The organism is Tenacibaculum profundi, assembly GCF_052050075.1.
GTDB lineage: Bacteria > Bacteroidota > Bacteroidia > Flavobacteriales > Flavobacteriaceae > Polaribacter.
The window spans coordinates 1,000,044-1,024,741 of the sequence record NZ_CP197225.1; the positions used below are offsets into that span (position 1 = coordinate 1,000,044).

Consider the following 24,698-nt stretch of genomic DNA (forward strand, 5'->3'; position numbering starts at 1 on the left):
ATATAATTAAATTTCTTGAAAATTCTTAATTATAAAATAACCTTTAAAAAAAAATCGACAAACAACACTATATAAACAACTTAAAACAAATTGAAAAGAATAAAATATCTACAAAAATAAATAAATCACTTTCTAAAGTAAGAGAATAAATCATCTTTAATCTTTGGTAATTCATACTTTTTGATGACTGCTACAGTTCGGATTATCATAATAACAAGGGCAGATATAATAAACTGAATATCATCATTTATATGAATTGTATCAAGCAAAAGATATATCAGCCCTCCTGATAAGCAAGCCGAAGCATAAATTTCCTTTTTAAAAATTAATGGAATTTTTCTTGTAAGCACATCTCTTATAACACCTCCAAAAACAGCTGAAACCATTCCCATCACAAGTGCTAAAAATGGATGTAAATTATGAGCTAATCCTTTTTCTAATCCTAATAAAGTAAAAACGCTAATTCCAATTGTATCAAATAAAAACATTGTTTTACGTAACGGTGAAATCTTTGATTTAAATAAAAACGTAAATATAACTGCTGAAAAGATAATCCAAATGTAATTTATATCTCCAATCCAATTTATAGGATGAGCATTTATCAGAACATCTCTTAACATACCACCTCCCACTGCAGTTACAAAAGCTATAATAATTACTCCAAAGACGTCAAACTCCTTTTTTATTGCAACCAGAGCTCCACTAATAGCAAAAGCGAATGTTCCACAAATGTCAAGGATGTAAATTACATTCATCTTAAATAGAAATTTCAGTAATTTTTATTTTTAGAGACCTTTCTAATTCTAGCAACCGTTCTTTTTCATTTTTAAGAACTAAAACCAAAGAAACCCCTATTTCTCCTGCTCTTGCTGTTCTTCCACTTCTGTGCGTGTAATACTCATTCTTCTCTGGCAACTGATGATGGATAACATAGCTTAAGTTTTTCACATCAATTCCCCTTGCTGCAACGTCTGTTGAAACCAAAACTTGTAGATTTTTATTCTTAAAGGATCTCATCACTTTATCCCTTTCTTTTTGTTGCATATTTCCTTCCAATGCTTCTACTGAAAATCCTTCTTCCCTCAATTCTTTGGCTAACTTTTGTGCGCCTGCTTTGGTTCTAGAAAATATTATCCCTCTACTAAAAGATTTTTTCTCTAAAAATCTCACTATTAATTTAACCTTTTCAGGAATCGTGGTTTCAATAAATTGATGTGTTATATTTTTATTCACATATAAATTCTTATTCACTTCAATTTGTTTAGTAGAAGCAGTCATATATTTCTTAACTATATTTCTAATCTCTGGAGGCATTGTAGCCGAAAATAACCATGTCTTTCTTTTTCCTGAAGTATACTTTAAAACACGATTTAATTCTTCTTTAAAGCCCATGCTTAACATTTCATCTGCTTCATCTAAAATTAAAGTCCCTATATCTTTTAAATTGACACTACCCCTTTCTATTAGATCGATAAGCCTACCTGGAGTGGCTACGACAATATGTGTAGTTCGCTTTAGATTTTTTATCTGACGTTCAATCTTTTCTCCACCATAAACAGCCTCTAAAAATATTTTATCATCTGCATATTTAGTAAACTTAAACAATTGTTTTTTTATTTGTTGAACTAATTCTCGTGTTGGAGACAAAATCAAAGCTTGAATAGTATCCTTTGAAGTATCTATCTTATGTAGCACAGGGATCCCATAAGCAGCTGTTTTTCCTGTCCCTGTTTCTGCCAAACCTATAAAATCAGAGTTATTGCCTAACAAATAAGGTATCGATTCTTTTTGAACCTGAGTTGGCTTTTTAATACCCAATTCATGTAATCCTTTTATGTAATCTTTTCTTACTCCTAGTTCTCTGAATGTCATCATCCCTTTTTATTTAAGTAAACAAAGATATTGCTTATTTTTCTCTCAAAAGTAATTTTGTCACTTCTTCAGTAATTCTTTTCGGTCTTCCTGTTTTGTTATCAACCAAACAGAAAATTGTTTGTGACCTCACAATCAACTTAGAGTTTATACTAATTTCAACATGGCGTACAGACTTCACCCCTTCTGTTTTACCTATCCAAGTTTTAATAATTACAACATCATTTAAAAGTGCCTGTGCTATATAATCTATTTCATGACGAACCACAAACCAAGCATAATCTAGCTCCTCTATTTCTTTTGTAAGCTCTTGCCAATGCTCATTAGCTATATCCTGAATCCATTGAACATATACTACATTATTAACGTGGTTATATTGATCTATCTCACTTTTTTGAACTACTTGAGTTTTTTCATAAACATTCATTTAACAAACTTAAAGAAACGATGTTAATTTATCCTTAAAAACCTTTCACAAAATATGACATATACCTGAATAAGTTGATATTAGCTATTTAATTGATAAAAATTAAATAGTGATCAGTAAATTCGGTGTAGATAAAATTAGCTTGCTAATACTAAGGCAAGCAATCCCTTCCTCTATTGGAATTTTAGCTATGTCACTAAATTTAATTATTGATACTATCTTTGTTGGACGTTGGGTTGATTTATTGGCTATTGGTGCACTTACTACAACATTGCCTATTGTTTTTTTCATCTCTTCTGCAGGGATGGGTATCGGTATTGGTGGAAGTTCTATAATTTCTCGTGCTCTTGGTAATAAAGACAAGTACAAAGTTAATAAAGTTTTTGAGAATCAATTATTTTTAACTTTTTGTATAGCTTTTCTATCTCTTTTCATTGGTGTTTTATTCCCTACTCCTTTACTCAAATTATTTGGGGCTAAAGAAGCTATAGAGGTTTTAGCCAAAGAATACTTCGGCATCGTTATTTATGGGGTGCCTTTCTTTACTTTTGCTATGATGGGAAACCCTATAATTAGGGCACTTGGTAAACCTAAATATGCTATGGCAGTAATCATTTTCCCGGTATTTATAAATATTATTTTAGACATTTTGTTCATTAAAATAGGAAACTTAGGTATGTTCGGTGCTGGATTGGCTACAACATGCTCCTTTTTAGTAAGTGGAATTCTTGTTTTTTACTTCTTTTTATCAAAAAAGCAACAAACAACTATTTATCTGAAAAAAATATCTATCGTTCCTTCCTTAATAAAAGAAATAATGTCCCTTGGTAGTGTTACATTTGTTAGACAAGGTACTATAAGTCTTCTTATTATAATTTTAAACTATAACTTACTAAAATATGGCTCCGCTATTTCAATATCCATATACGGTATAATTAATAGAGTAATGATGTTTGCTTTATTTCCTGTATTAGGTATAACACAAGGTTTTTTACCAGTTGCTGGCTATAATTACGGAGCTAAAGATTTAAAAAGAGTTAAAGAAACTATTCGAATATCATTAATATTTGGAACAGGTATTGCTTTAATTATTTTCATTTTGATTATGTTTTTCAATAATACTTTAATTGGAATATTTACGAACAATAAATGTATGATTAAAGTGACTTCAAAAGCGCTAACAACAACTTTTTTAGCAACACCTCTAATAACAATTCAGTTAATTGGATCAGCTTATTTTCAGGTAATAGGAGAAACCTTAAAAGCGCTATTATTAGCTCTTTTAAAACAAGGCTTCTTCCTTATACCGTTAATTTATATTTTACCAAAATTTTATGGAATCAACGGAATATGGGTCTCTTTTCCAATTGCAGATATTTTATCAACTATAATAACCTTGTTTGTCCTTAAACATGAGATTAAGACTAATCTTTAAAAGCAGTTTAAATAAATTGAATCCTATTTTTAGGATAATCAAATTTTTATATTATAGACTCTCCATTTAAATCGGTAGTTAAAACATCACTCATAAAATCAAAAAAAGGTCTCAATATTCTAAAAGTTTTATCAACTTCTGCAACAAAGTTATCCGATATTACCTCTTCATCTGAGAAATTTCTTATTGCAATAAAAGCCTTTTTTCTTATTAAATCTATTGAAGGATGTTTTTTATCAAATCCTTTTGGAGCTGTTTTCAATTCATCTCCTTCTAATTTCCCTCCAAAATAATTTTTAAACTTTTTATTGTTTAAAATATCTCTAATTTCGGAATCATCTAATTCAAATTCTTTCCTTATTCTTAATAAATCTTCTTTTTCAGGCTTAAAAAAACCACCTGCTGCAAAGCTTTCTCCCGGCCTAATTCTTAAATAATACCCTCCCCTTAAACGAGCTCCTTCTCGTGAAAAAGAGCCCGCAAAATGATGCTTGTATGGTGTTTTGTCCTTACTAAATCTTACATCTCTATAAATACGAAATAGTTTATCTTTTCCAATCTCATCATGTTCTTCTAGCTTTTCTTTAATAGACTCAAATAATTCTTTGGCATTACTTTGAGCTTCAATAAATATTGATTTATTTTCTGAAAACCAATCTCGGTTATTATTCTGTTTTAAGTCTTTCAAAAAAAACAAACTTTCTTTTTTAAATTTCATCAAAAATAAATTTAGATTAAATAAAAAACCCTATTGAAAAATTTCAATAGAGCTTAACATTTTCATTTTGTAACATCATCCTAAACATTAAATCTGAAATGCATTACATCTCCATCAGAAACAACGTATTCCTTACCTTCTACTCTCATTTTCCCTGCCTCTTTCACCTTAGATTCAGAACCAAAAGTAACATAATCATCATAACCAATCACCTCTGCTCTAATAAAACCTTTCTCAAAATCAGTATGGATAACGCCTGCTGCCTGAGGTGCTGTTGCTCCAATATCTATTGTCCAAGCTCTAACCTCTTTCACTCCAGCCGTAAAATAAGTTTGTAAATTAAGTAAATTGTATGCAGATCGTATTAATCTTGAAACTCCTGGCTCTTCAAGTCCTATATCTGACAAAAACATTTGACGTTCTTCGTAATCTTCTAATTCAGTAATATCAGCTTCAGTAGCCACTGCTAAAACAATAATCTCTGCCTCTTCATCATGAATATTTTCTCTAACCTTACTTACGTAATCATTCCCATCTTTCGCTGAACTCTCATCTACATTGCAAACATATAGAACTGGTTTAGATGTAATAAACTGCATTGATTTCACTAGCTCCTCTTCACTTTCTGAAAATTCAAGTGTCCTTACAGATTTTCCCTCTAAAAGTGTTTTTTGAATAGTTTCTAATATTTCTAGTTCCTTCTTAGCTTCTTTGTTACCCGTTTTAGCTGCCCTTTTAACTTTATCTAATCTTTTTTCAACGGTTTCAAGATCCTTTAACTGTAGCTCTATGTCAATAGTCTCTTTATCTCTTATTGGGTCTACTGATCCATCTACATGAACTATATTATCGTTATCAAAGCATCTTAGAACATGTATTATTGCATCTGTCTCTCTGATATTAGCTAAAAATTGATTTCCCAACCCTTCTCCCTTACTTGCACCTCTTACAAGCCCTGCAATATCAACTATTTCAACAGTCGCAGGAATAACTTTTTCCGGAGCTACTAACTCTTCTAATTTTTCTAAACGATTATCCGGTACATTTACAACTCCTAAATTCGGTTCTATTGTACAAAAAGGGAAATTTGCACTTTGTGCTTTAGCATTTGACAGGCAATTAAACAAAGTTGACTTTCCGACATTAGGCAATCCTACAATTCCAGCTTTCATTATATATTGTATTAGTTTAGCGCAACAAATATAGTACAATACTTTTTTTTAAAAGACATACAATTTTAAAACTATTTCACGGTGAGTTTTGCATAGGTTTAAAAAGTTATTTTTTTTTATTACATTTACAAGATACAACCGACCTAGAGAATGAGTGAATTAAGTGATGAAACTTTATGGAGATCCTTAAAAGAGGGAGATTTAAAATCTTTTTCAGTACTATTTAAGAAGTTCTATCCAATGCTTTTTAGTTACGGACTAAAAATATCCAACGATTCTGTTTTAACTGAAGACGCGCTTCAAGATTTTTTCGTTTACATATACGAGCACAAGGAAAATTTAAGTAACTTGGAAACAATAGCTCCTTATCTCTTTTCTTCATTTAGACGATTTATCATTAAACGTTTGAATAAAAATAAAAAATACTCAGTTGTTAGAAACATTGACGCCGACATTGTCGATATTAATTTCACCCAAGAGGAGTTCATGGCCAATCAAGAATCTGTAACTTTTCGTAATAAAAATCTTGCCAATCTTGTTAATAAACTTCCCAAAAGACAAAAAGAAGTTGTCTATCTAAAATTTCACTGTAATCTCAAACCTCAAGAAATATCTGATACTATGGGTATTAACTACCAGAGTGTCGTTAACACATTACATAAAGCTATTAAGAACCTAAGAGAAGAAGTCGCTATCTCTGAATTATTAAATTTATAAGAATGCGAATTTATATATTATTTAAGAGTATATTTGTCAAAATAATATCTTACTTAAGATGGCACCCCCTCATAAGTTTTCGTATGACACAAAAAGAGTACACCAACATTAACGATTTTATAAACGACTGTTCATTCAAAAATTGGGCACTCAATAATCAGCTTTCAGATGTATATTTTTGGGATTTCTGGCTAAAATGCAATCCTAGTAAGAAAGATATAGTCTATGAAGCAAGAGATATAATTATTGGAATCAATTTTAAAAAAGATGTAATTCCAGAAGAAAAAATCGATTTTGAATGGAGTAAACTTGAAAATAGATTAAAGAAAGTGAAGTCTCCAATAAAGAAAAAAAGACCTTTTCTAAATAAAAGGGATAAGTATCTTATATCTGGTATAGCTGCTAGTTTTCTTCTTTTAATCTCCGTAAGTTCATGGTATTTTTATAGTGACTTTATGAAGGTAACACATAAAACATCTTTTGGAGAAGTTTTAGAGTTAAAATTAAGTGATGGAACGTTAGTCACTTTGAATTCAAATTCAACTATTTCTTATAAAAAAAATAATGCTAGGGAAGTTTGGCTAAAGGGAGAAGCTTTCTTTAATGTTAGTAAAAAAAGAGCTTCAAATGCTAAATTTTGGGTAAACACCAAAGATTTAACTGTGGAAGTTTTTGGAACGCAATTCAATGTAAATACACAAAAAAATAAAACAAAAGTTTTTCTTGAAGAAGGTTCTGTTAAACTTAGTCTTAACAATGGTTTATCTAAAAATATGGTTCCTGGTAACTATATAGAATATTCATCTCACTCAAAAAAAATTATAGTTGATGATCATTTAAATTCAGGCTATGATCAAGTAGCCTGGAAGAACGGAAAACTTATTTTTATAAATTCTACTCTGTCGGATGCACTTGAAAAAGTTTCAGAGACCTATGGGGTTAACTTTGATTTTATTGATGAGAAAACTAAAAAAATTCTTATCACAGGAACTGTTCCTACAACAAATCTTGAAATTTGTTTAAACGCAGTAAAAAAAGCTGCAAATATTACCATTAAAGAGGATAATAAAAAACTAATTGTTTACAAAAATTATTAACTTCAAAGTACTTTAATGACACAAAAAAACATCATTTTATTTGTTATAATAATATGCTTTTTTAACGTGTCCTTATGCAGTCTTAATGCTCAAAATTCGAATTATATATCAGTCTCAGATCTACTTGTTTTTTTAAATGAAAACCATAATGTTTTTTTTACTTATAACCCAGAGGTCATAAAAAACAGGAATTTAAAAAAAATAGATTTTACAAAGCTATCTTTGAGAGAATCTATAGACATATTAAAAAATAATACTTCTTTAAAGGTTGAATCTCTTGGTAATAATTATTATGTAATCTTTGAAAAGGATTATCAAATTGAACAAATACTAGAAAAAGATAAAAACAATCCTATTAATAAAAAAATTATTGATTCTTTAAGAAACGAAAAAACATCTGAAAAGAAATTAATTTTGGTAAAAGGAACAGTTCTTGACCAATTTGATTACCCTGTTGAAAAAGCTAGTATTATCGAGAAGAAAACGCAACGAGGCACTGTAACTGATAAGAATGGGAATTTTGAATTAAAAATCATTCAGGGGGCTTCTATTGAAATATCTCATATTAGTCATAGTACAAAAATAGTGTATCCTTCCAAAAAAAAAATAACAATTCGTTTGCAATCTGGAGTTAAACTCGATGAAGTACTAGTTGTAGGCTCTAGAAATAATACTAGACAAAAAATTGACGCACCTGTTTCAACAGATGTGATTGATATAAAAAACGCTGAAAGTAAAAGTGAATTTATTCAAATAAATCAACTAATTCAAAATGAAATTCCTTCATTTAACGCCACTAAACAATCTGGGTCAGATGGATCAGATCATATAATTCCTGCTACATACAGAGGACTTGGCCCTGATCAAACTTTAGTTTTAATTAATGGTAAACGAAGACATCAAGCTTCCCTTATCAATCTCTATGGAACTAGGGGGAGAGGAAACTCTGGAACTGACTTAAATGCAATTCCAACATCTGCTATCAAAAGAATTGAAATATTAAAAGATGGTGCTTCGGCCCAATACGGTTCAGATGCCATTGCTGGCGTAATAAATATAGTCCTAAAAGATCAACCTGACAAAACATTAGTAAATACTACTTTTGGTTTCAATAATGCATCTAATAATACAAATAAAAATCGAAGAGGAATTGATGGGGTATTTTATAAAGCCGATATAAATTACAGTAAAAAAATAGGTAAACAAGGATTTTTTAATTTATCAACAGAGTTATTAAGTAAAAATCATACTTTTAGAAGAGGAACTGATATTAGAGAAAATTATGGAGACCCAGCGACTAAAACCAGTAGTCTTTTTTTTAATTCTGAAATTCCGTTAACAAAGAATGCAAAATTTTATACCAATGGGGGGTATAATTTTAAAGACACCCGTGCGTATGCATTTACAAGACCTGCGGAAAGCGAACGTAATATTACTGAAATTTATCCTACAGGATTCAATCCGATCATAACATCCAATATTTCAGACAAATCTCTTACCATAGGCTCAAAAGGCAATTTTTATAATTGGAATATCGATCTTAGCAATACAATTGGAATTAACCATTTTCAATACTTTATCAAAGAAACGCTTAATGCCTCACTATTAGATAAGTCTCCAAAGAAATTTAATGCTGGCGGACATAACTTGCTTCAAAATACTACTAATTTAGATATATCTAGACACTATAAGAACTTTTTAAATGGTTTAAATATTGCTGCTGGATTTGAAAATAGATTTGAAAATTATCAAATATTTTCTGGAGAAGAAGCTTCTTATGCACTATATGATATAAATGGAAATATTGCTACAGCTTCAACTCCCAATAACCTATTACATACACACAATGGAAAAATAAGACCTGGCGGGTCTCAAGGATTTCCAGGATATTCAATAGAAAATGAAGTAGATAAAATGCGAACAAGTGTTAGCTTATACTTCGATAGTGAAATTGACTTTACAAAAAGATGGTTGTTAGCAACTGCTATGCGTTATGAGAATTACAGTGATTTTGGAAGTTCTATAAACACCAAAATAGCTACTCGTTATAAAATTTCTCCAAAAGCAAAGCTACGCTTCTCATATAGTACTGGCTTTAGAGCTCCATCTTTAGCACAAATATATTACAACCTAAAATTCACTAATTTTATTGATAGTAAAGCCACAGAATCATTTTTAATCGCAAATGATAATCCTATAACTAAAAGATTTGGCATAAGTAGACTAACAGAAGAAAAAGCAGTCAATTACAGTCTTGGTTTTAATTATAACCTTTTTAAAAACTTTAATTTTTCTCTTGATTCTTATCATATACTCATAAAAGATAGAATCATTTTAAGTGGGAATTTTGATGCCTCACAAATAGACCCTAAAGTAACTAACGTACAATTTTTTGCTAACGGTGTAAATACATCAACAATAGGACTCGATTTTCGATTAGGATGGAAAAAATATTTCAACAATTCAAAATTGAATATCGATATCGTAGGTAACGTCAATAAAATGAAAATAACGAAAATAAACAATAAAACTCTTAGCGAAGATGCCTTTTTTGGACCTAGAGAACAATATTTTCTATTAGCTTCTGCCCCGAACCATAAACTAATATTTAACGCTATTTATTCACTGAAAAATTTTACCATAAGTACTACGCTTACGAGATTCAGCAGTGTTGAATTAATTGATTGGCAAATTTTTAAAGAGAACATTCCTTTTGAATCTTCTATTGACTATTATCAGGGTAAATATACTTCAGATATTCATTTAACCTTTAAATTATATAATAACTTCTCTATACATTCAGGAGTTAATAATCTTTTCAATACCTATCCTACTGAACAAGCTAGAAATACCGATAGTGGAGGACTATGGGACGCAATTCAAATGGGAACAAATGGAGCCTTTTACTACACTAAATTTTTAATAAAACTTTAACTATTTTGTATTTTTTTTAATAAAAAAGGGTATAATAATATAAACACCATCTTTATATTATTGTAGCGAATATGACAAAATTGAATCAACAACCTTTACATATTCTTAATTTTTTTAACTAAAATATTATTTATGAAAAAAATACTGACTTTTCTTTTTTCCATTTTTATCAGTTTTAGTGCATTAGCACAAACACGAATATCAGGAGTGGTAAAAGATGCAAATAATGAAACACTTCCAGGAGCTAACGTTTTAGAAAAAGGAACTCAAAACGGTACGACCACAGATTTTGATGGGAAATTTCAATTGAATGTAAATCAAGGAGCCGTTTTAGTTGTTAGTTATTCTGGTTTTGAAACACAAGAAATTGCTGTTAGTGGTAAAACCTCCTTCTCAATTACATTACAAGAAGGTCTTCAATTAGAGGAGGTTGTTATTACAGGTAGTAGGACACCAGCAAGGAGTAATACATCAAGTCCTCTTCCTGTAGATATTGTAGGAGTTAAAGAGCTTCAAGCTACAGGTCAACCTACTTTTGACAAGGCCTTACAATATAAAATACCATCATTTAATACAGTAAACACACCTGTAAATGATGCGACCTCTTTATTGGATCCTTATGAAATCAGAAATATGGGGCCCAGTAGGACTCTTATTCTTATCAATGGTAAACGTAAAAACCTAAGTGCTTTATTATACACGCAAACCTCTCCTGGAAGAGGAGAAACAGGAGCTGATATTTCTGGTATACCAACAGATGCAATAAAAACGATACAAATCTTACGTGACGGAGCTTCTGCTCAATATGGTTCTGATGCCATTGCTGGAGTAATGAACATTATTTTAAAAGATGATTATAAAAATGGTTCTGCTACTTTCAGGTCTGGAATTACAGGTGAAGGTGATGGTGAAATGTTAGGAATAAGTGTTAATAATGGTAGTAAAATAGGTGACGGAAAAGGCTTTATTAACTATACTGTAGACTTTTCTAAAACTGCTTTGGCTAATAGACCTGGAACAGTTGATGCTGATGGAGAATTTGCAGACTTTGTCGAAGTTAACCCAAATAGTTACAAAAGTTATGTTAACGATGACGGAACTTTAGGCGGTGTTGATATTTCAACTTTCGCTAATGAGCAAGACAAAGAAAATTATTTCAACAATACCTATATAGGTTCAGCTGACTACAACACAAAATTATCCGCAATTAATCAAGGTAACATAAATGGTCGAAACGCTGTAGACGATTTTCTTTCAAGAAACCCTGATGCAAACAATATCAACGGATCTCCTGGCACAACTGCCGCGAAGTTTTTGATAAACGGACTAGTAGATTTAAAAGAAGATAACGAGCTGTACTTTAATGCTGCATATGTTTATAAAAAAGTAAATAGTTTCGCTAACTATAGAACACCTTATTGGAGGCAACAAAATGACTTTTTTAATCCAAGAAATAGTAGTGGAACTCGAGCTATTTCAGGATGGAGAGAAAATGGAGATATGCCGTACCTAACAAACTTTTTCCCAGGAGCTAATGGATATGACGGTTACGTGCCAACATTTGAGGGTAATTTAAATGATTATAATGCTACACTTGGCTTTAAATCGAAAGTTAATGATTGGAACATTGATTCAAGTATAACATTTGGTGGAAACCAACAAACATATACTGTTAATAATTCTCATAATAGAAATGTTGTTCTCTCACCCTCGACTTGGATTGACTCTAATGGTAACGGAACTGTAGATTCAGGAGAAATCTCTCAAGGGACTCAATTATACAGAGAAAGTAGTCCTGTAAGCTTTGATCCAGGAGGTACAGCATTCAGCCATATTGTTGGTAACCTCGATATATCTAGAATATTGTCTGATAAAGTAGCTATTGCGTTTGGTGCTGAATTCAGAACTGAAAACTTTGAAATTATTGAAGGTGATTTAGCTTCTTATGACGGTGGTGGTGCAGACTCATTTGCGGGAAATAGACCAGAAGATTCTGGAAGCTTTAATCGTTATAATCTTGGTGCCTATGCGAGTCTTGATTGGGATATCAATAAAGACTTTTTGATAAGTGGTACTGCAAGAATAGAAAACTATTCTGACTTTGGAAGTACTTTCATCTGGAAAGCTAGTTCTAGATATAAATTTATTGATGACAAATATACATTGAGGGGTTCTGTTTCTACTGGATTTAGAGCGCCGACCTTACATCAAATCTATACTCAAAAAGCACAATATAGCTTTGTTCCAGGCCAAGGGATACAAGTGGGTGGATTAGTTAACAATGTTTCTCCACAGGCACGACTTTTAGGCATTCCAAAACTAACAGCAGAAGAATCTACGAACTTCACAGTAGGTATTGGTGGTAAGCCTTTTAAAAACTTTTCTTTCACTGTTGACTACTATAGTATAGCAGTGGATGATAGAATTGTACTAAGTACAGAATTAACACCACCAAGCACTTCTGTTTTCGAAGGTTTAAATGATGTTAGCTTTTTTGTAAATGCAATCGATACTAAAACATCAGGAATCGATTTTGTGGTAAGCTATAACAAATTACCAGTAGGTAAAGGTACGTTGGGCTTTAATTTATCAGGTAACTATACAATTCAAAATGAACGAGATGGTGCTGTAAAAAACCCTGAATTTGCTGCTAATTCTGGACAATCGGTTGTGAATGCTACACAAGAAGCATTATTTTTCACTTCAAGGCCTAGAACTAAATGGATATTAGGAAATACCTATAATATAGGGAAATTCGGATTTACCTTGAATAACACTTATTTTGGTAAAACCATATTTAAACAGCAAGGTCTTGACAACAACTTAAGAACAGAATTTACACCTAAAATAGTAACAGATCTGGGAATTAACTTCAATGTTAATAAAAACTGGACAGTTTCTTTTAATGCGAACAATATTTTAAATGTTTTACCTGAATGGAATTTTAAAGCAGAAAACGTAGCAGGTGTTAATGTATTAAATAATCCAGCGTTGTTAAAAGAACAATCTAACTTAATCACGTTTAATCAAAGATACTCTCAAATGACTTATGATGGTTATCATTTTAGTCAATTAGGTTCTATGTTTAACCTATCTGTAAATTACAAATTTTAAGAATTTAATTGTTTTCATTATATAATAGTAATTATACGTTTGAACCCCAGAGTAAAGAATTAAACTTTGGGGTTTTATTTTTTTTGTTAAAAAATATTAGCTTTTTAAACTATATTAAAATCATTACCTAAAACACCATTCAACCTCTATCTATTTTTATCAAATAATTCATTAAGAATAGTTCAGATATATAAAGCTTTCTTGTTTTATTTGTTTTCTTGTACTTTGTTATTTTAAAATAAAAATCTAAATGAGCTATTGAAGCTTACTAAACTCCTTATAAAAAAAAGAGTTTTCTGAGAAGAGTATAATATTTTTCTCTATTTTTTCAACTCATAAATAGTCGTAAGAAACAACAATTATCAAAACTTATAATTGAAATACACAATTTTTTAGAATTGACTAGGATTTGCTCCTTTTACGTCCTTATAAAAATCATGAAAAACTTTAAAGTCTTTTTCAATATCATCGGTAGGATAATATGGAGGTGATACTGCTACCTGCTTTTTACCGAAATCAAGAGTAAACATAACAATAGGAACACTTGCTCCTTTTGCTATATAATAAAATCCTGTTTTCCACTTATCTACTTTTTTTCTTGTTCCTTCAGGAGCTAAACCAAGCCTAAACTCTTCTTTTGAATCAAACAAATCAATAACAGATTCAACTAAATTATTATTTTTTGATCTATCTACTGGTGTACCGCCTAACCATTTAAATATAAATCCAAGTGGTGGTTTAAAAAGTGATTTCTTTCCGATAAAATTCACTTTTATTCCGAATGAATTCCTTGCTAAAATAGAAATTGGAAAGTCTTTCCAACTGGTATGGGGGGCTCCGATAATTACATATTTTTGAATATCAGAAGGAAAAGCTCCTACTAACTTCCACCCTAAAATTTTTGTATATATGAATTTAGATATCATTTCTCCGTAAATAATTTTCAATGATACGGTTTTCAACATTAAGAACAAATATTTTTCGAATAACTTACCATATATTTGTTTTGATTTTAATTTCAATAGATAAATGAACGCTACTTTACTTGTTATAATTGTTGCTTTAATTTGTATTACTTTGGGAACCATAATAGGAAACCTATTAGGAAAAATAAAAGCAAATAAATTTATTCACGATTTAGAAAAAAATAAAAATATATTACAAAGTAAATTAGACAACTTGGTAGTACAAAAAACTGAAATCGATAAATTTATAAGTAAACAAAAAGAAGAATTCACAAATCATTTGGATCAAAAAAACAATGAAATAAACGCACTTCGTCGCGAAAAAGATTTTTCATCTATAGAACTTGTAAAAAAAAATGAAGAGCTAAAAAATTTACATTTAAAATTAAAAGAAAATAAAGAGGAAATAGGACAATTACAGGAAAAATTCACGAAAGAGTTTGAGAATTTAGCAAATAAAATTCTTGATGAAAAATCAAATAAATTTACGATTCAAAACAAAGAAAATCTTCAAAATATATTAAACCCACTTCAAGAGAAAATTAAAACTTTTGAAAAAAAGGTAGAAGACACTCAAAAAGAAAGTATTTCAATGCATTCTGCTTTAAAAGAACAACTTTCTAATTTAAAAGAATTAAACTCTCAAATGAGTAAAGAAACCTTAAACTTAACGAAAGCATTAAAAGGAGATAGCAAAATCCAAGGTAATTGGGGGGAACTAGTCCTAGAAAGGGTGCTTGAAAAATCTGGCTTGGAAAAAAATCGTGAATACTTTGTTCAACAATCTTTCAGCAATGAAGAAGGCAAACGTATTATGCCTGATGTTGTTATTCACTTGCCTGATAATAAAAAAATGATCGTTGATTCGAAAGTATCTTTAAAAGCTTATGAACAATATACGAATACTGAAAATGAACAAGAAAAAGAACGTTGCCTTAAAGAACATCTTAATTCTCTAAAAAGACATATTGAGCAACTTTCTGAAAAAAAATACGAAGATATTTATAGAATTGAATCTCCTGACTTTGTGCTATTATTTATTCCAATAGAGCCTGCTTTTGCCGTTGCTTTAAATGAAGACAATACACTATACAATAAAGCTTTTGAAAAAAATATCGTTATTGTAACTCCCACTACTCTATTGGCAACATTACGAACTATAGATACTATGTGGAATAATGAAAAACAACAAAGAAATGCTCTTGAAATAGCACGTCAAGCTGGTGCTTTATATGATAAGTTTGACGGTTTATTAAAAGACCTTATTAATATTGGTAAAAAAATAGATGCGACAAAAACAGATTACAGTGCTGCGATGAATAAACTTGTTGAAGGTAGAGGAAACTTAATAACTAGTGTAGAAAAACTAAAAAAGATGGGCGCTAAGGCTAAAAAGGCCTTACCTGAAAAGATTATTGAAAGAGCTCAAGATAGCAACTAAACGTAACTTTTATAAAAAACAACCTAATATTAAATAAATAAAAGTAGAAATTTTGTGCTTTACTAACCTATTTCTCTTGTTTTAAACATAACTTGTCAATAAAAACTTTTGTGATGTTTTAATAATGAAAATTATTTCAATACTTTGAATTAATAAAAAAACCGAAGATTTTTTATCTCCGGTTTCAAAAATACTATTAAATTTAAAATTTATTACATTACAAATAATCTTTTGTGATGCATTAAGTCATAAACTTTGTCAGCTATTGTTTCTAATACTTCATCATTTTCAATATTCATTATGACTTCATCAATTAAATCTACAATCTTTGTCATGTCCTCCTCTATCAATCCTCTTGTTGTAATTGCTGATGTTCCTATTCGAATACCTGATGTTACAAACGGTGATTGAGTATCAAAAGGTACCATATTTTTATTTACTGTAATTTCTGCTTTCCCGAGAGCTAGCTCTGCATCTTTACCTGTTACCCCTTTATTCCTTAAATCTATTAACATCATATGATTATCCGTACCCCCAGAAATAATATGATACCCTTTAGTTATAAATGCTGTAGCCATAGCTCGTGCATTTTCTCTTACCTGAATTTGGTATTCTAAAAACTCATCTGTTAAAGCTTCTCCAAAGGCTACTGCTTTTGCTGCAATTACATGCTCTAATGGCCCTCCTTGATTTCCAGGAAATACAGAAGCATTTAAAAGTGTAGACATCTTTTTAAGTTTCCCGCTTTTAAGAGTCAAACCAAATGGATTTTCAAAATCTTTCCCCATCATGATCATTCCTCCTCTTGGCCCCCTTAGAGTTTTATGAGTAGTAGTTGTTACAATATGACAATAAGGTAAAGGATCTGACAATATTCCTTTAGCTATTAATCCCGCAGGGTGAGATATATCAGCTAATAAAAGAGCCCCTACGTTATCCGCTATTTTTCGAAATCTTTTAAAGTCTATATCTCTAGAATAAGCTGAGGCTCCCGCTATTATTAATTTCGGTTTATGCTTATTTGCTTGTTTTTCTAGGTCATCATAATCTATAAGCCCCGTTTCCTTAACAACACCATAAAATACTGGGTTGTATAATTTCCCTGAAAAATTTACAGGAGATCCATGAGTTAAATGCCCTCCATGAGATAAGTCAAAACCTAAGATAGTATCTCCTGGTTTCAAACACGTGGCAAAAACAGCTGTATTTGCCTGACTACCTGAGTGTGGCTGTACATTTACATACTCAGCTCCAAACAATTCTTTCGCTCTATCTATTGCTATTTGTTCCACAACATCAACTACTTCACACCCACCATAATATCGCTTTCCTGGGTAGCCTTCAGCGTATTTATTAGTTAAAACTGAACCCTGTGCCTCCATTACTTGTTCACTCACAAAGTTTTCAGAAGCAATTAACTCTAGACCATGTAACTGTCGATTATTTTCTTCGATGATTAGGTCAAAAATTTGATGATCTCTTTGCATTTTTATACTTTGTTAAATTCTAAAATCAAATGTAATCAATTTAAAGGTAATTAATACTTGTTAAATCGGAATTTCATCTATTTAAATCTATTCATCAAGCAACGAAATTACCATCTGTTATATTTTCTATATTTTACTATACATCACTGGTGTAAAATAAAAAAAATATGTAGGTTTGATGTCAAATAAAACAATTAATTTAATGGAAATAACTGCAAATAATCCAAACAGAAAATCATGGTTAACTGTTGATGTAGACTCAGATTTTCCAATTCAAAATATACCATTCGGTGTTTTCTTAACAAAAGACGATATAATTACAATTGGTACTAGAATCGGTAATTATGCTATTGATCTAGGAGCTTTACACCAATTAGGATACTTTGAAGGAATTCCTTTAACAGATGATATATTTTTACAAGATACACTAAACGATTTTATTGCAGATGGAAGAAAAACATGGCGTTTAGTTCGTAATAGAATTGCTGATATTTTTGATAGCAAAAATCACCAATTACGCGATAATGAAGGACATCGGGATAAAGTAATTTTCACTATGGAGGAAGTTGAAATGCAACTGCCTGTAAGTGTTGGAGATTATACTGACTTTTATGCAAGTAAAGAACATGCGACAAATGTTGGAAGTTTATTTAGAGATCCAGAAAATGCTTTGTTGCCAAACTGGTTACATATTCCTATTGGATACCATGGAAGAAGCTCTTCAATAATTCCTTCAGGAACACCAGTTCGTCGTCCTTTTGGACAATCAAAGCCTGCAGAGGGAACTAATAAGCCTGGTTTTGGTCCTTCAAAATTACTAGATTTTGAACTAGAAATGGCTTTCATTACAACGGTGGCTAATGATTTAGGTGAAAGAATTCCTATTGAAGAAGCAGAAGACTATATCTTTGGATTAGTACTTTTTAATGATTGGTCCGCAAGAGATATTCAAGCATGGGAATATGTTCCATTAGGTCCTTTTTTAGGTAAAAACTTTGCATCAACAATTTCTCCTTGGATTGTTACTTTAGATGCTTTAGAACCATTTAGAGTAGATAATCCAAAACAAGTTCATGAGCCATTACCTTATTTGAGAAAGGAAGGTAAAGACAGCTATGACATAAATTTACAAGTAGCCATTAAACCTGAAGATTCAGAAGAAACTGTAGTATGTAATTCGAACTTTAAATATATGTACTGGACAATGGTTCAACAATTAGCTCATCACACTATAAATGGTTGTCCTGTAAATGCAGGAGATATGATGGGGAGCGGCACCATCTCAGGCCCTACCAAAGACAGTTATGGTTCTATGTTAGAATTAAGTTGGAGAGGTCAAAATCCATTAAAAATGAACGATGGTTCTGAACGTAAATTTATTAATGATAATGATACTGTTATTCTAAGAGGGTATGCTAAAAATAATGATGTTCGAATAGGTTTTGGAGAATGTTCCGGTAAAGTACTCCCAGCTCAAGATTAACCATATACAGTTGGTCATGAGCTTAACTTCTTACAGAAAACTTGATGTAATTCATTTCTAAAAAAAGCTATCTATTTAAATTAATAGATAGCTTTTTTCATTCGACTTTTCTCTACTCTTCTTCTGGAGGAGGGTGTCCATGGATTTGTTCATATACCTCATCAAAATTATTTCTTATGTAGGTATTCAGTTTTTTTCTATAATCATCTTGTAACCAATCAATAAAATTATGAGTGCTTTTACAAATACATTTTGAATATCTAAAAATTCTATCGTCAATATCTCCTCCTAGTTTTTTAGCCAAGATGAGGGCATCAAATACATCTTCACTGTTTTCAACACACAATTTTGCATGATGCTCTATGCTTTTCTCTAAAACTTTTTTTGATGATTGACCTGATTGAATAGTTTGAACATAAACTTTCTTAACGTCAAAATAAAGATTTTTTGAATTGGCAAATTCTTTTTTTACATCTTCAGGAAGCTCATACCTAAAATCACTCTCAATTTCTTCATCACTTAATAAATTATCTAAATAGAAATTAGGAGCTCTAAACATTTTTTGCCAATCTAAGTCTGCTCCCCAAGGTCCAAATCTGTGAAAATTATTTCCTAGATCTATAACATTGAATCCAGACTTTCCTGGTAAAATACGAGACCCTCTACCAATCATTTGGTAATATAATGTAAGTGATTTTGTAGCTCTATTTAAAATAATTGAGCTAACTGAAGGTTCATCAAAACCAGTTGTCAATATACTTACAGAAGTAATAATAGCATTTGGTGTTTTGTTAAACCATTTCAATATAAAGTCACGTTCTTTTTTGGTATTTGTATTATCTAAATGAGCAATTGGATAACCTGCTCTTTTAAACGTGTCATAAACATGTAAAGAAGTGTTAATTCCGTTGTTAAATATTAATGTTTTTGTTCCTTTTGCTCTTTCTTCATATGCTTGTAAAAGTTTTGATAGCATGTCCGTATTTGTATACAGATCTTCCGATGACTTTACGGTATAATCACCATTGGCTCCAACCTCTAACGAAGTTAATCCAACGTTGTAAGAGTAAACACTAGCTTTAGCCAAGTATTCATTTTCTATTAGAGTTGCAATACTCTCTCCAACGATCAATTCGTCATAGTTGTTTTTCATTGGAAGTTTAATATTTGAGCTCAAAGGAGTTGCTGTGACCCCTAAAATGAATGATTTATCAAAAAATTTAAAAAGTTTTGTAAAAGAATTATAGTGTGCTTCATCAATAATAACCAATCCAACATCTGAAATATCAAGCATATCATCGTTCAATCGATTATTAAGCGTTTCTACCATCGCAACAAAACAATCATAATTACCTTGATCATCTAAACTAGCCTTACTATCAATTATTTTGTTATCAACACCAAATTCTCTTAACATTCTAGCTGTCTGCTTACAAAGCTCTATTCGATGCGTCATAATAAGTACCTTCTTCTTATAATGCTTTAAATACTGTCTTGTAATTTCAGAAAAAATAACTGTTTTTCCTCCTCCTGTTGGTAATTGGAAAAGTAAATGATAATTCTCAGGAGCATTTTCGTAACTCTTAAAGATATTGTGTATCGATTGCTTTTGATAATCGTATAAGTTCTTACCTACAATTTTCTTGGTAGTCGTTGCTTCTTTACTCAATTTTGTCCTATTTTGAAGACAACAAAAATACGATGAATTTGAAGAAATCTTCAAAAATTAAAAAGGAAATTTAAAAACTTTTTAAATCAATTTTTGTGATCTCATAATGAGACGCATGAGTTAGAACTTCTTTATTTTTAATTATAATCAACTGCGGTGATTGATGTATAACTTGAAATTTATACCCTACTTCATCAGAAACTTGTCTGTATTTTAAAAGATCTAAATAGTAAACTTTAAAGTCTTTTAGAGAACTATCAAATTTTTCAACAAAACTTTTTATAACCATACTACTTATTCCGCATCTGGTTGAATGCTTGAAAATAGCCACAGTTTCGTTCTCTGACAAAGCTTCAATTTCACTTAATTGATCGACACTATTTAAGTCAATCCAATTTACAAACGTTACTTTTTTGTTTTTATTTTCTTTAGATGAACCGAAAAAATTATTTAGTATCCCCATTATTATATTTTTTTATTTACCAATCAACCACAACAGACAAAAAGTCATTAAAAACCACTAAACACAAGACAAAATGTCAATATTAACTTTCTACAGTTTATTGGTACTGATTTTGAGTTATGGATCATAAAATAAAATGATTATGAATTTCAACAATTATACGATAAAATCACAAGAAACAATACAACAAGCTCAATTACTTGCTAATAAATACTCTCATAATCAAATTGAAAATGAGCATTTATTCAAGGCACTTCTTGTTGTTGATGAAAATATATTGCCTTTTATACTAAAAAAACTAAATGTTAATTTACAAGTTATCAAACAAGTTATCGACAAGCAACTTGAAAGTTTTAACAAGGTATCTGGTAGTGAAATAGTGTTATCAAGAGAGGCTAATAAAACGCTTACAGAAGCTACTAGTATTTCAAAAAAAATGAATGATGAATTTGTTTCAATTGAGCATTTAATTATTTCAATATTTAAATCCAAAAGTCAAATTGCCCAAATACTAAAAGACCAAGGTGTAACTGAAAAAAATTTAAACTCAGCCATTCAAGAGCTAAGAAAAGGTAATAATGTGACTTCTCAGAGTGCAGAAGAAAGCTATAACTCTTTAAACAAATATGCCAAAAATTTAAACCTTTTTGCACAAGACGGAAAACTTGACCCTGTTATCGGTAGAGATGAGGAAATTAGACGTTTGCTTCAAATATTATCACGAAGAACAAAGAATAACCCCATTTTAGTTGGAGAACCAGGAACAGGAAAAACGGCTATTGCTGAAGGATTGGCACATAGAATAATACGAGGCGATGTTCCTGAAAATTTAAAGAATAAAGAGATCTATTCTTTGGATATGGGAGCTTTAATCGCTGGGGCTAAATACAAAGGTGAATTTGAAGAGAGGTTAAAAAGCGTCGTAAAAGAAGTGACTAACTCTGATGGAGATATTCTTCTTTTTATAGATGAAATTCATACTTTAGTTGGTGCAGGTGGTGGTCAAGGAGCAATGGATGCAGCTAATATTTTAAAACCCGCACTAGCGCGAGGAGAGCTGAGAGCTATTGGAGCTACGACACTTGATGAATATCAAAAATATTTTGAAAAAGACAAAGCGCTTGAAAGAAGATTTCAAAAAGTTATCGTTGACGAACCTGATACTGAAAGCGCTATTTCAATTTTAAGAGGTATTAAAGACAAGTATGAAGCACACCATAAAGTAAGAATAAAAGATGAGTCTATTATAGGTGCTGTTGAACTTTCGCAAAGATATATAACCAATCGATTTTTACCAGATAAAGCTATTGACTTAATGGATGAAGCTGCATCTAAACTAAGGATGGAAATTAATTCCAAACCTGAAGAACTTGATGTACTAGATAGAAAAATAATGCAGATTGAGATTGAGATTGAAGCTATAAAACGTGAAAATGACGATATGAAGTTAAAGTCTCTAAATGCAGATATAGCTAACTTAAAGGAGGAACGAAATGAAATAAATGCAAAGTGGAAATCCGAGAAAAACGTTATTGATCAAATTCAACAATTAAAATCATCAATTGAAGAATTTAAACTAGAAGCTGATAAAGCTGAGAGAAATGGTGACTATGGTAAAGTTGCTGAATTAAGATATGGTAAAATTAAAGAAGCTCAAGAACAACTAGACAAACAGCAAATAATATTAGCAAATCAAAAGGAAAACTCGTTAATAAAAGAAGAAGTAACATACGATGATATTGCTGAAGTTATAGCTAAATGGACAGGAATTCCTGTTACTAAAATGTTGCAATCTGAACGCGAAAAACTATTAAGTCTTGAATTTGAATTACATAAACGTGTTGTAGGGCAAGAAGAAGCTATAGAAGCAGTTTCTGATGCTGTTAGACGTTCAAGAGCAGGACTACAAAATCCAAGTAAACCAATTGGTTCATTTTTATTTTTAGGAACAACAGGAGTGGGAAAAACAGAGCTTGCAAAAGCGTTAGCTGACTATCTTTTTGACAATGAAAACGCAATGACTCGTATCGATATGAGTGAATATCAAGAACGACATTCAGTTAGTAGATTGGTTGGCGCACCTCCAGGGTATGTTGGATATGATGAAGGAGGACAGTTAACAGAGGCTGTAAGAAGGAAGCCGTATTCAGTAGTATTGCTCGATGAAATCGAAAAAGCGCACCCTGATACATTTAATATCTTATTACAGGTACTTGATGAAGGTAGACTCACAGACAACAAAGGCAGAATTGCTGATTTCAAAAATACAATTATCATCATGACCTCAAACATGGGTAGTCATATTATTCAAGAAAAGTTTGAAAACATGAAACAAGATATATACTCTACTATGGAAATAGCAAAAACCGAAGTCTTAGGACTACTTAAACAAAGTGTACGTCCAGAATTTCTAAATAGAATCGATGATATTGTAATGTTTACGCCTTTATCTGAAAGAAATATTAAAAATATTGTAGAGCTTCAATTAAATGGAGTTAAAAAAATGATCGCCAAGAAAAACATTACTATCGATGCTACAGAAGAAGCCATTTTATACCTTGCTAAAAAAGGATATCAACCAGAATTCGGAGCACGCCCTGTTAAAAGAGTAATTCAAAAAGAAATATTAAACGCACTATCAAAAGAAATATTAGCAGGAAAAGTAGTTACAGATAGTATTGTTTTACTTGACGCATTTGATGATCAATTAGTTTTTAGAAATCAATCTAATTTAATTGAAAATAATTAACCTGCTAAAAGTTAAATTTATGTATAAAATATTGAGGGACTAATCCTTCAATATTTTATATACACACAATTATTATTTTAAATTTTAAAATGTTATTCTTTGTTTTATTTTAGCCCATCGATAGTCTCTTACAAACGCCCCTTCTTTCTTGTTGACTACCTTTGGAGTTTTATTAATATAAGCTTTTGTAAAAGCTTTCATAGTTTGAAAAAAAGTAGAAAGGCTTTTCTTTTTAAAAGAAGTTTTAGCTGTAGCAATAATCGCGAGCATAAATCCATAATTCATCTTATACATTGCCAAACCATGTTTGGAAGCGTGTGACTTACGATATCGAAAACCAGTTGGTTTAGCTAAAACTACTTTTAAATCCTTAATTATTTTAACTTTATAACCATAATACTGAGCTAAAATTTCATCAATGGTATCCCAACCAATAGTTTCTCTCATACCCCCTATAGCTTCAAAACAATTCTTTTGATATGATTTTATAGGTCCCCTAAGATGTTCCTTCGAAGAAATGGATTCGTAAACTAACTTTTCTTTTTTTTTAATATAAGCCAATCCTCCTACCATACCAATCATATTATCACTTTCATACAAGCTAATTACTTCTTGAAAATAATTCGATGGTAACCGGACATCTGCATCAATTTTAAAGACAACATCCCATTCATTCAATGTTGATAAACCTGCCTTAAAAGCTTGAACAATTTTAGCTCCAGGCTCAAAAGATGCCTGTTTATCTGTGTGAATAATCTTAAGAAGATTAGAATTCTCTTTTATTTCTTCAACTATAGCTACAGTTTTATCTATAGAACCATCATTTACAATAATTAAATTTGAAGGTAATAATGTTTGATTTAGAATTGATTGAATACAATCTCTAATATATTTTTCCTCATTGAAACAAGGAATAACTACAGAAAAATTAGATATACTACTCATTAAACTTTTA

18 protein-coding genes are annotated in these 24,698 nt (G+C 30.8%); 8 read left to right on the forward strand and 10 right to left on the reverse strand.

All coding sequences use genetic code 11. The annotated features are described in order from the left end of the window. Positions 1 to 125: 125 nt before the first annotated feature. The 3 genes from ACSIGE_RS04030 to ACSIGE_RS04040 are packed head-to-tail and all read right to left on the reverse strand — an operon-like array spanning position 126 to position 2,299. Complete coding sequence (locus ACSIGE_RS04030; RefSeq protein ID WP_440881507.1) at positions 126 to 755, reverse strand: trimeric intracellular cation channel family protein; 630 nt, start codon at positions 753 to 755, stop codon at positions 126 to 128. Between the two features lies 1 nt (position 756). After that, the gene (locus ACSIGE_RS04035) at positions 757 to 1,875 is read right to left on the reverse strand and encodes a DEAD/DEAH box helicase (protein WP_440881508.1); all 1,119 of its coding nucleotides are present in this window, start codon (positions 1,873 to 1,875) and stop codon (positions 757 to 759) included. Between the two features lie 31 nt (positions 1,876 to 1,906). Further along, on the reverse strand, positions 1,907 to 2,299 hold the full coding sequence (locus tag ACSIGE_RS04040; RefSeq protein WP_440881509.1) for an acyl-CoA thioesterase: 393 nt from the start codon (positions 2,297 to 2,299) through the stop codon (positions 1,907 to 1,909). A gap of 109 nt (positions 2,300 to 2,408) precedes the next feature. On the opposite strand from ACSIGE_RS04040, the gene ACSIGE_RS04045 reads away from it, so the two are divergent. After that, entirely contained in the window at positions 2,409 to 3,734 is a 1,326-nt protein-coding gene (locus ACSIGE_RS04045; protein ID WP_440881510.1) for an MATE family efflux transporter, read from the forward strand. Positions 3,735 to 3,780: 46 nt separating this feature from the next. Here ACSIGE_RS04045 and ACSIGE_RS04050 read toward each other — a convergent pair whose 3' ends face one another. Together ACSIGE_RS04050 and ychF are read right to left on the reverse strand one after the other, a co-directional pair. Next, entirely contained in the window at positions 3,781 to 4,452 is a 672-nt protein-coding gene (locus tag ACSIGE_RS04050) for a DUF2461 domain-containing protein (protein ID WP_440881511.1), read from the reverse strand. A gap of 80 nt (positions 4,453 to 4,532) precedes the next feature. After that, positions 4,533 to 5,624: a redox-regulated ATPase YchF gene (ychF, locus tag ACSIGE_RS04055; protein WP_440881512.1), complete on the reverse strand. Its 1,092-nt coding sequence runs from the start codon at positions 5,622 to 5,624 to the stop codon at positions 4,533 to 4,535. Between the two features lie 150 nt (positions 5,625 to 5,774). On the opposite strand from ychF, the gene ACSIGE_RS04060 reads away from it, so the two are divergent. The 4 genes from ACSIGE_RS04060 (at position 5,775) to ACSIGE_RS04075 (ending at position 13,486) form a co-directional block, all read left to right on the forward strand. After that, positions 5,775 to 6,341 carry an RNA polymerase sigma factor gene (locus tag ACSIGE_RS04060; RefSeq protein WP_440881513.1) on the forward strand — a complete coding sequence of 189 codons (567 nt, stop codon included), beginning with the start codon at positions 5,775 to 5,777 and terminating at the stop codon, positions 6,339 to 6,341. 83 nt (positions 6,342 to 6,424) lie between these two features. Next, positions 6,425 to 7,438 (forward strand): FecR family protein, encoded by a 1,014-nt coding sequence (locus tag ACSIGE_RS04065; RefSeq protein WP_440881514.1) that lies wholly within the window; start codon positions 6,425 to 6,427, stop codon positions 7,436 to 7,438. A 222-nt stretch (positions 7,439 to 7,660) separates the two neighbouring features. Then, positions 7,661 to 10,372 carry a TonB-dependent receptor gene (locus ACSIGE_RS04070; RefSeq protein WP_440881515.1) on the forward strand — a complete coding sequence of 904 codons (2,712 nt, stop codon included), beginning with the start codon at positions 7,661 to 7,663 and terminating at the stop codon, positions 10,370 to 10,372. Positions 10,373 to 10,504: 132 nt separating this feature from the next. Beyond that, on the forward strand, positions 10,505 to 13,486 hold the full coding sequence (locus ACSIGE_RS04075) for a TonB-dependent receptor (protein ID WP_440881516.1): 2,982 nt from the start codon (positions 10,505 to 10,507) through the stop codon (positions 13,484 to 13,486). Positions 13,487 to 13,878: 392 nt separating this feature from the next. Here the strand turns inward: ACSIGE_RS04075 and ACSIGE_RS04080 are convergent, their stop codons facing one another. Beyond that, positions 13,879 to 14,412 carry a lysophospholipid acyltransferase family protein gene (locus ACSIGE_RS04080; protein ID WP_440882180.1) on the reverse strand — a complete coding sequence of 178 codons (534 nt, stop codon included), beginning with the start codon at positions 14,410 to 14,412 and terminating at the stop codon, positions 13,879 to 13,881. A gap of 103 nt (positions 14,413 to 14,515) precedes the next feature. On the opposite strand from ACSIGE_RS04080, the gene rmuC reads away from it, so the two are divergent. Continuing rightward, on the forward strand, positions 14,516 to 15,892 hold the full coding sequence (gene rmuC / locus ACSIGE_RS04085) for a DNA recombination protein RmuC (protein ID WP_440881517.1): 1,377 nt from the start codon (positions 14,516 to 14,518) through the stop codon (positions 15,890 to 15,892). 212 nt (positions 15,893 to 16,104) lie between these two features. Here the strand turns inward: rmuC and glyA are convergent, their stop codons facing one another. Beyond that, entirely contained in the window at positions 16,105 to 17,379 is a 1,275-nt protein-coding gene (gene glyA, locus ACSIGE_RS04090) for a serine hydroxymethyltransferase (RefSeq protein ID WP_440881518.1), read from the reverse strand. Between the two features lie 202 nt (positions 17,380 to 17,581). Here glyA and fahA point away from each other — a divergent pair, with 202 nt between their 5' ends. Further along, positions 17,582 to 18,862: a fumarylacetoacetase gene (fahA, locus tag ACSIGE_RS04095; RefSeq protein WP_440882181.1), complete on the forward strand. Its 1,281-nt coding sequence runs from the start codon at positions 17,582 to 17,584 to the stop codon at positions 18,860 to 18,862. A 112-nt stretch (positions 18,863 to 18,974) separates the two neighbouring features. On the opposite strand, the gene ACSIGE_RS04100 is transcribed toward fahA, so the two are convergent. Together ACSIGE_RS04100 and ytxJ are read right to left on the reverse strand one after the other, a co-directional pair. Beyond that, a complete protein-coding gene (locus tag ACSIGE_RS04100; protein ID WP_440881519.1) occupies positions 18,975 to 20,531 on the reverse strand; it encodes a DEAD/DEAH box helicase in 1,557 nt (518 codons plus the stop codon). A 70-nt stretch (positions 20,532 to 20,601) separates the two neighbouring features. Beyond that, complete coding sequence (ytxJ, locus tag ACSIGE_RS04105) at positions 20,602 to 20,994, reverse strand: bacillithiol system redox-active protein YtxJ (RefSeq protein WP_440881520.1); 393 nt, start codon at positions 20,992 to 20,994, stop codon at positions 20,602 to 20,604. Between the two features lie 142 nt (positions 20,995 to 21,136). Here ytxJ and clpB point away from each other — a divergent pair, with 142 nt between their 5' ends. Further along, positions 21,137 to 23,743 (forward strand): ATP-dependent chaperone ClpB, encoded by a 2,607-nt coding sequence (gene clpB / locus ACSIGE_RS04110; RefSeq protein ID WP_440881521.1) that lies wholly within the window; start codon positions 21,137 to 21,139, stop codon positions 23,741 to 23,743. Positions 23,744 to 23,827: 84 nt separating this feature from the next. Here the strand turns inward: clpB and ACSIGE_RS04115 are convergent, their stop codons facing one another. Continuing rightward, on the reverse strand, positions 23,828 to 24,688 hold the full coding sequence (locus ACSIGE_RS04115; protein WP_440881522.1) for a glycosyltransferase family 2 protein: 861 nt from the start codon (positions 24,686 to 24,688) through the stop codon (positions 23,828 to 23,830). Positions 24,689 to 24,698: the final 10 nt, after the last annotated feature.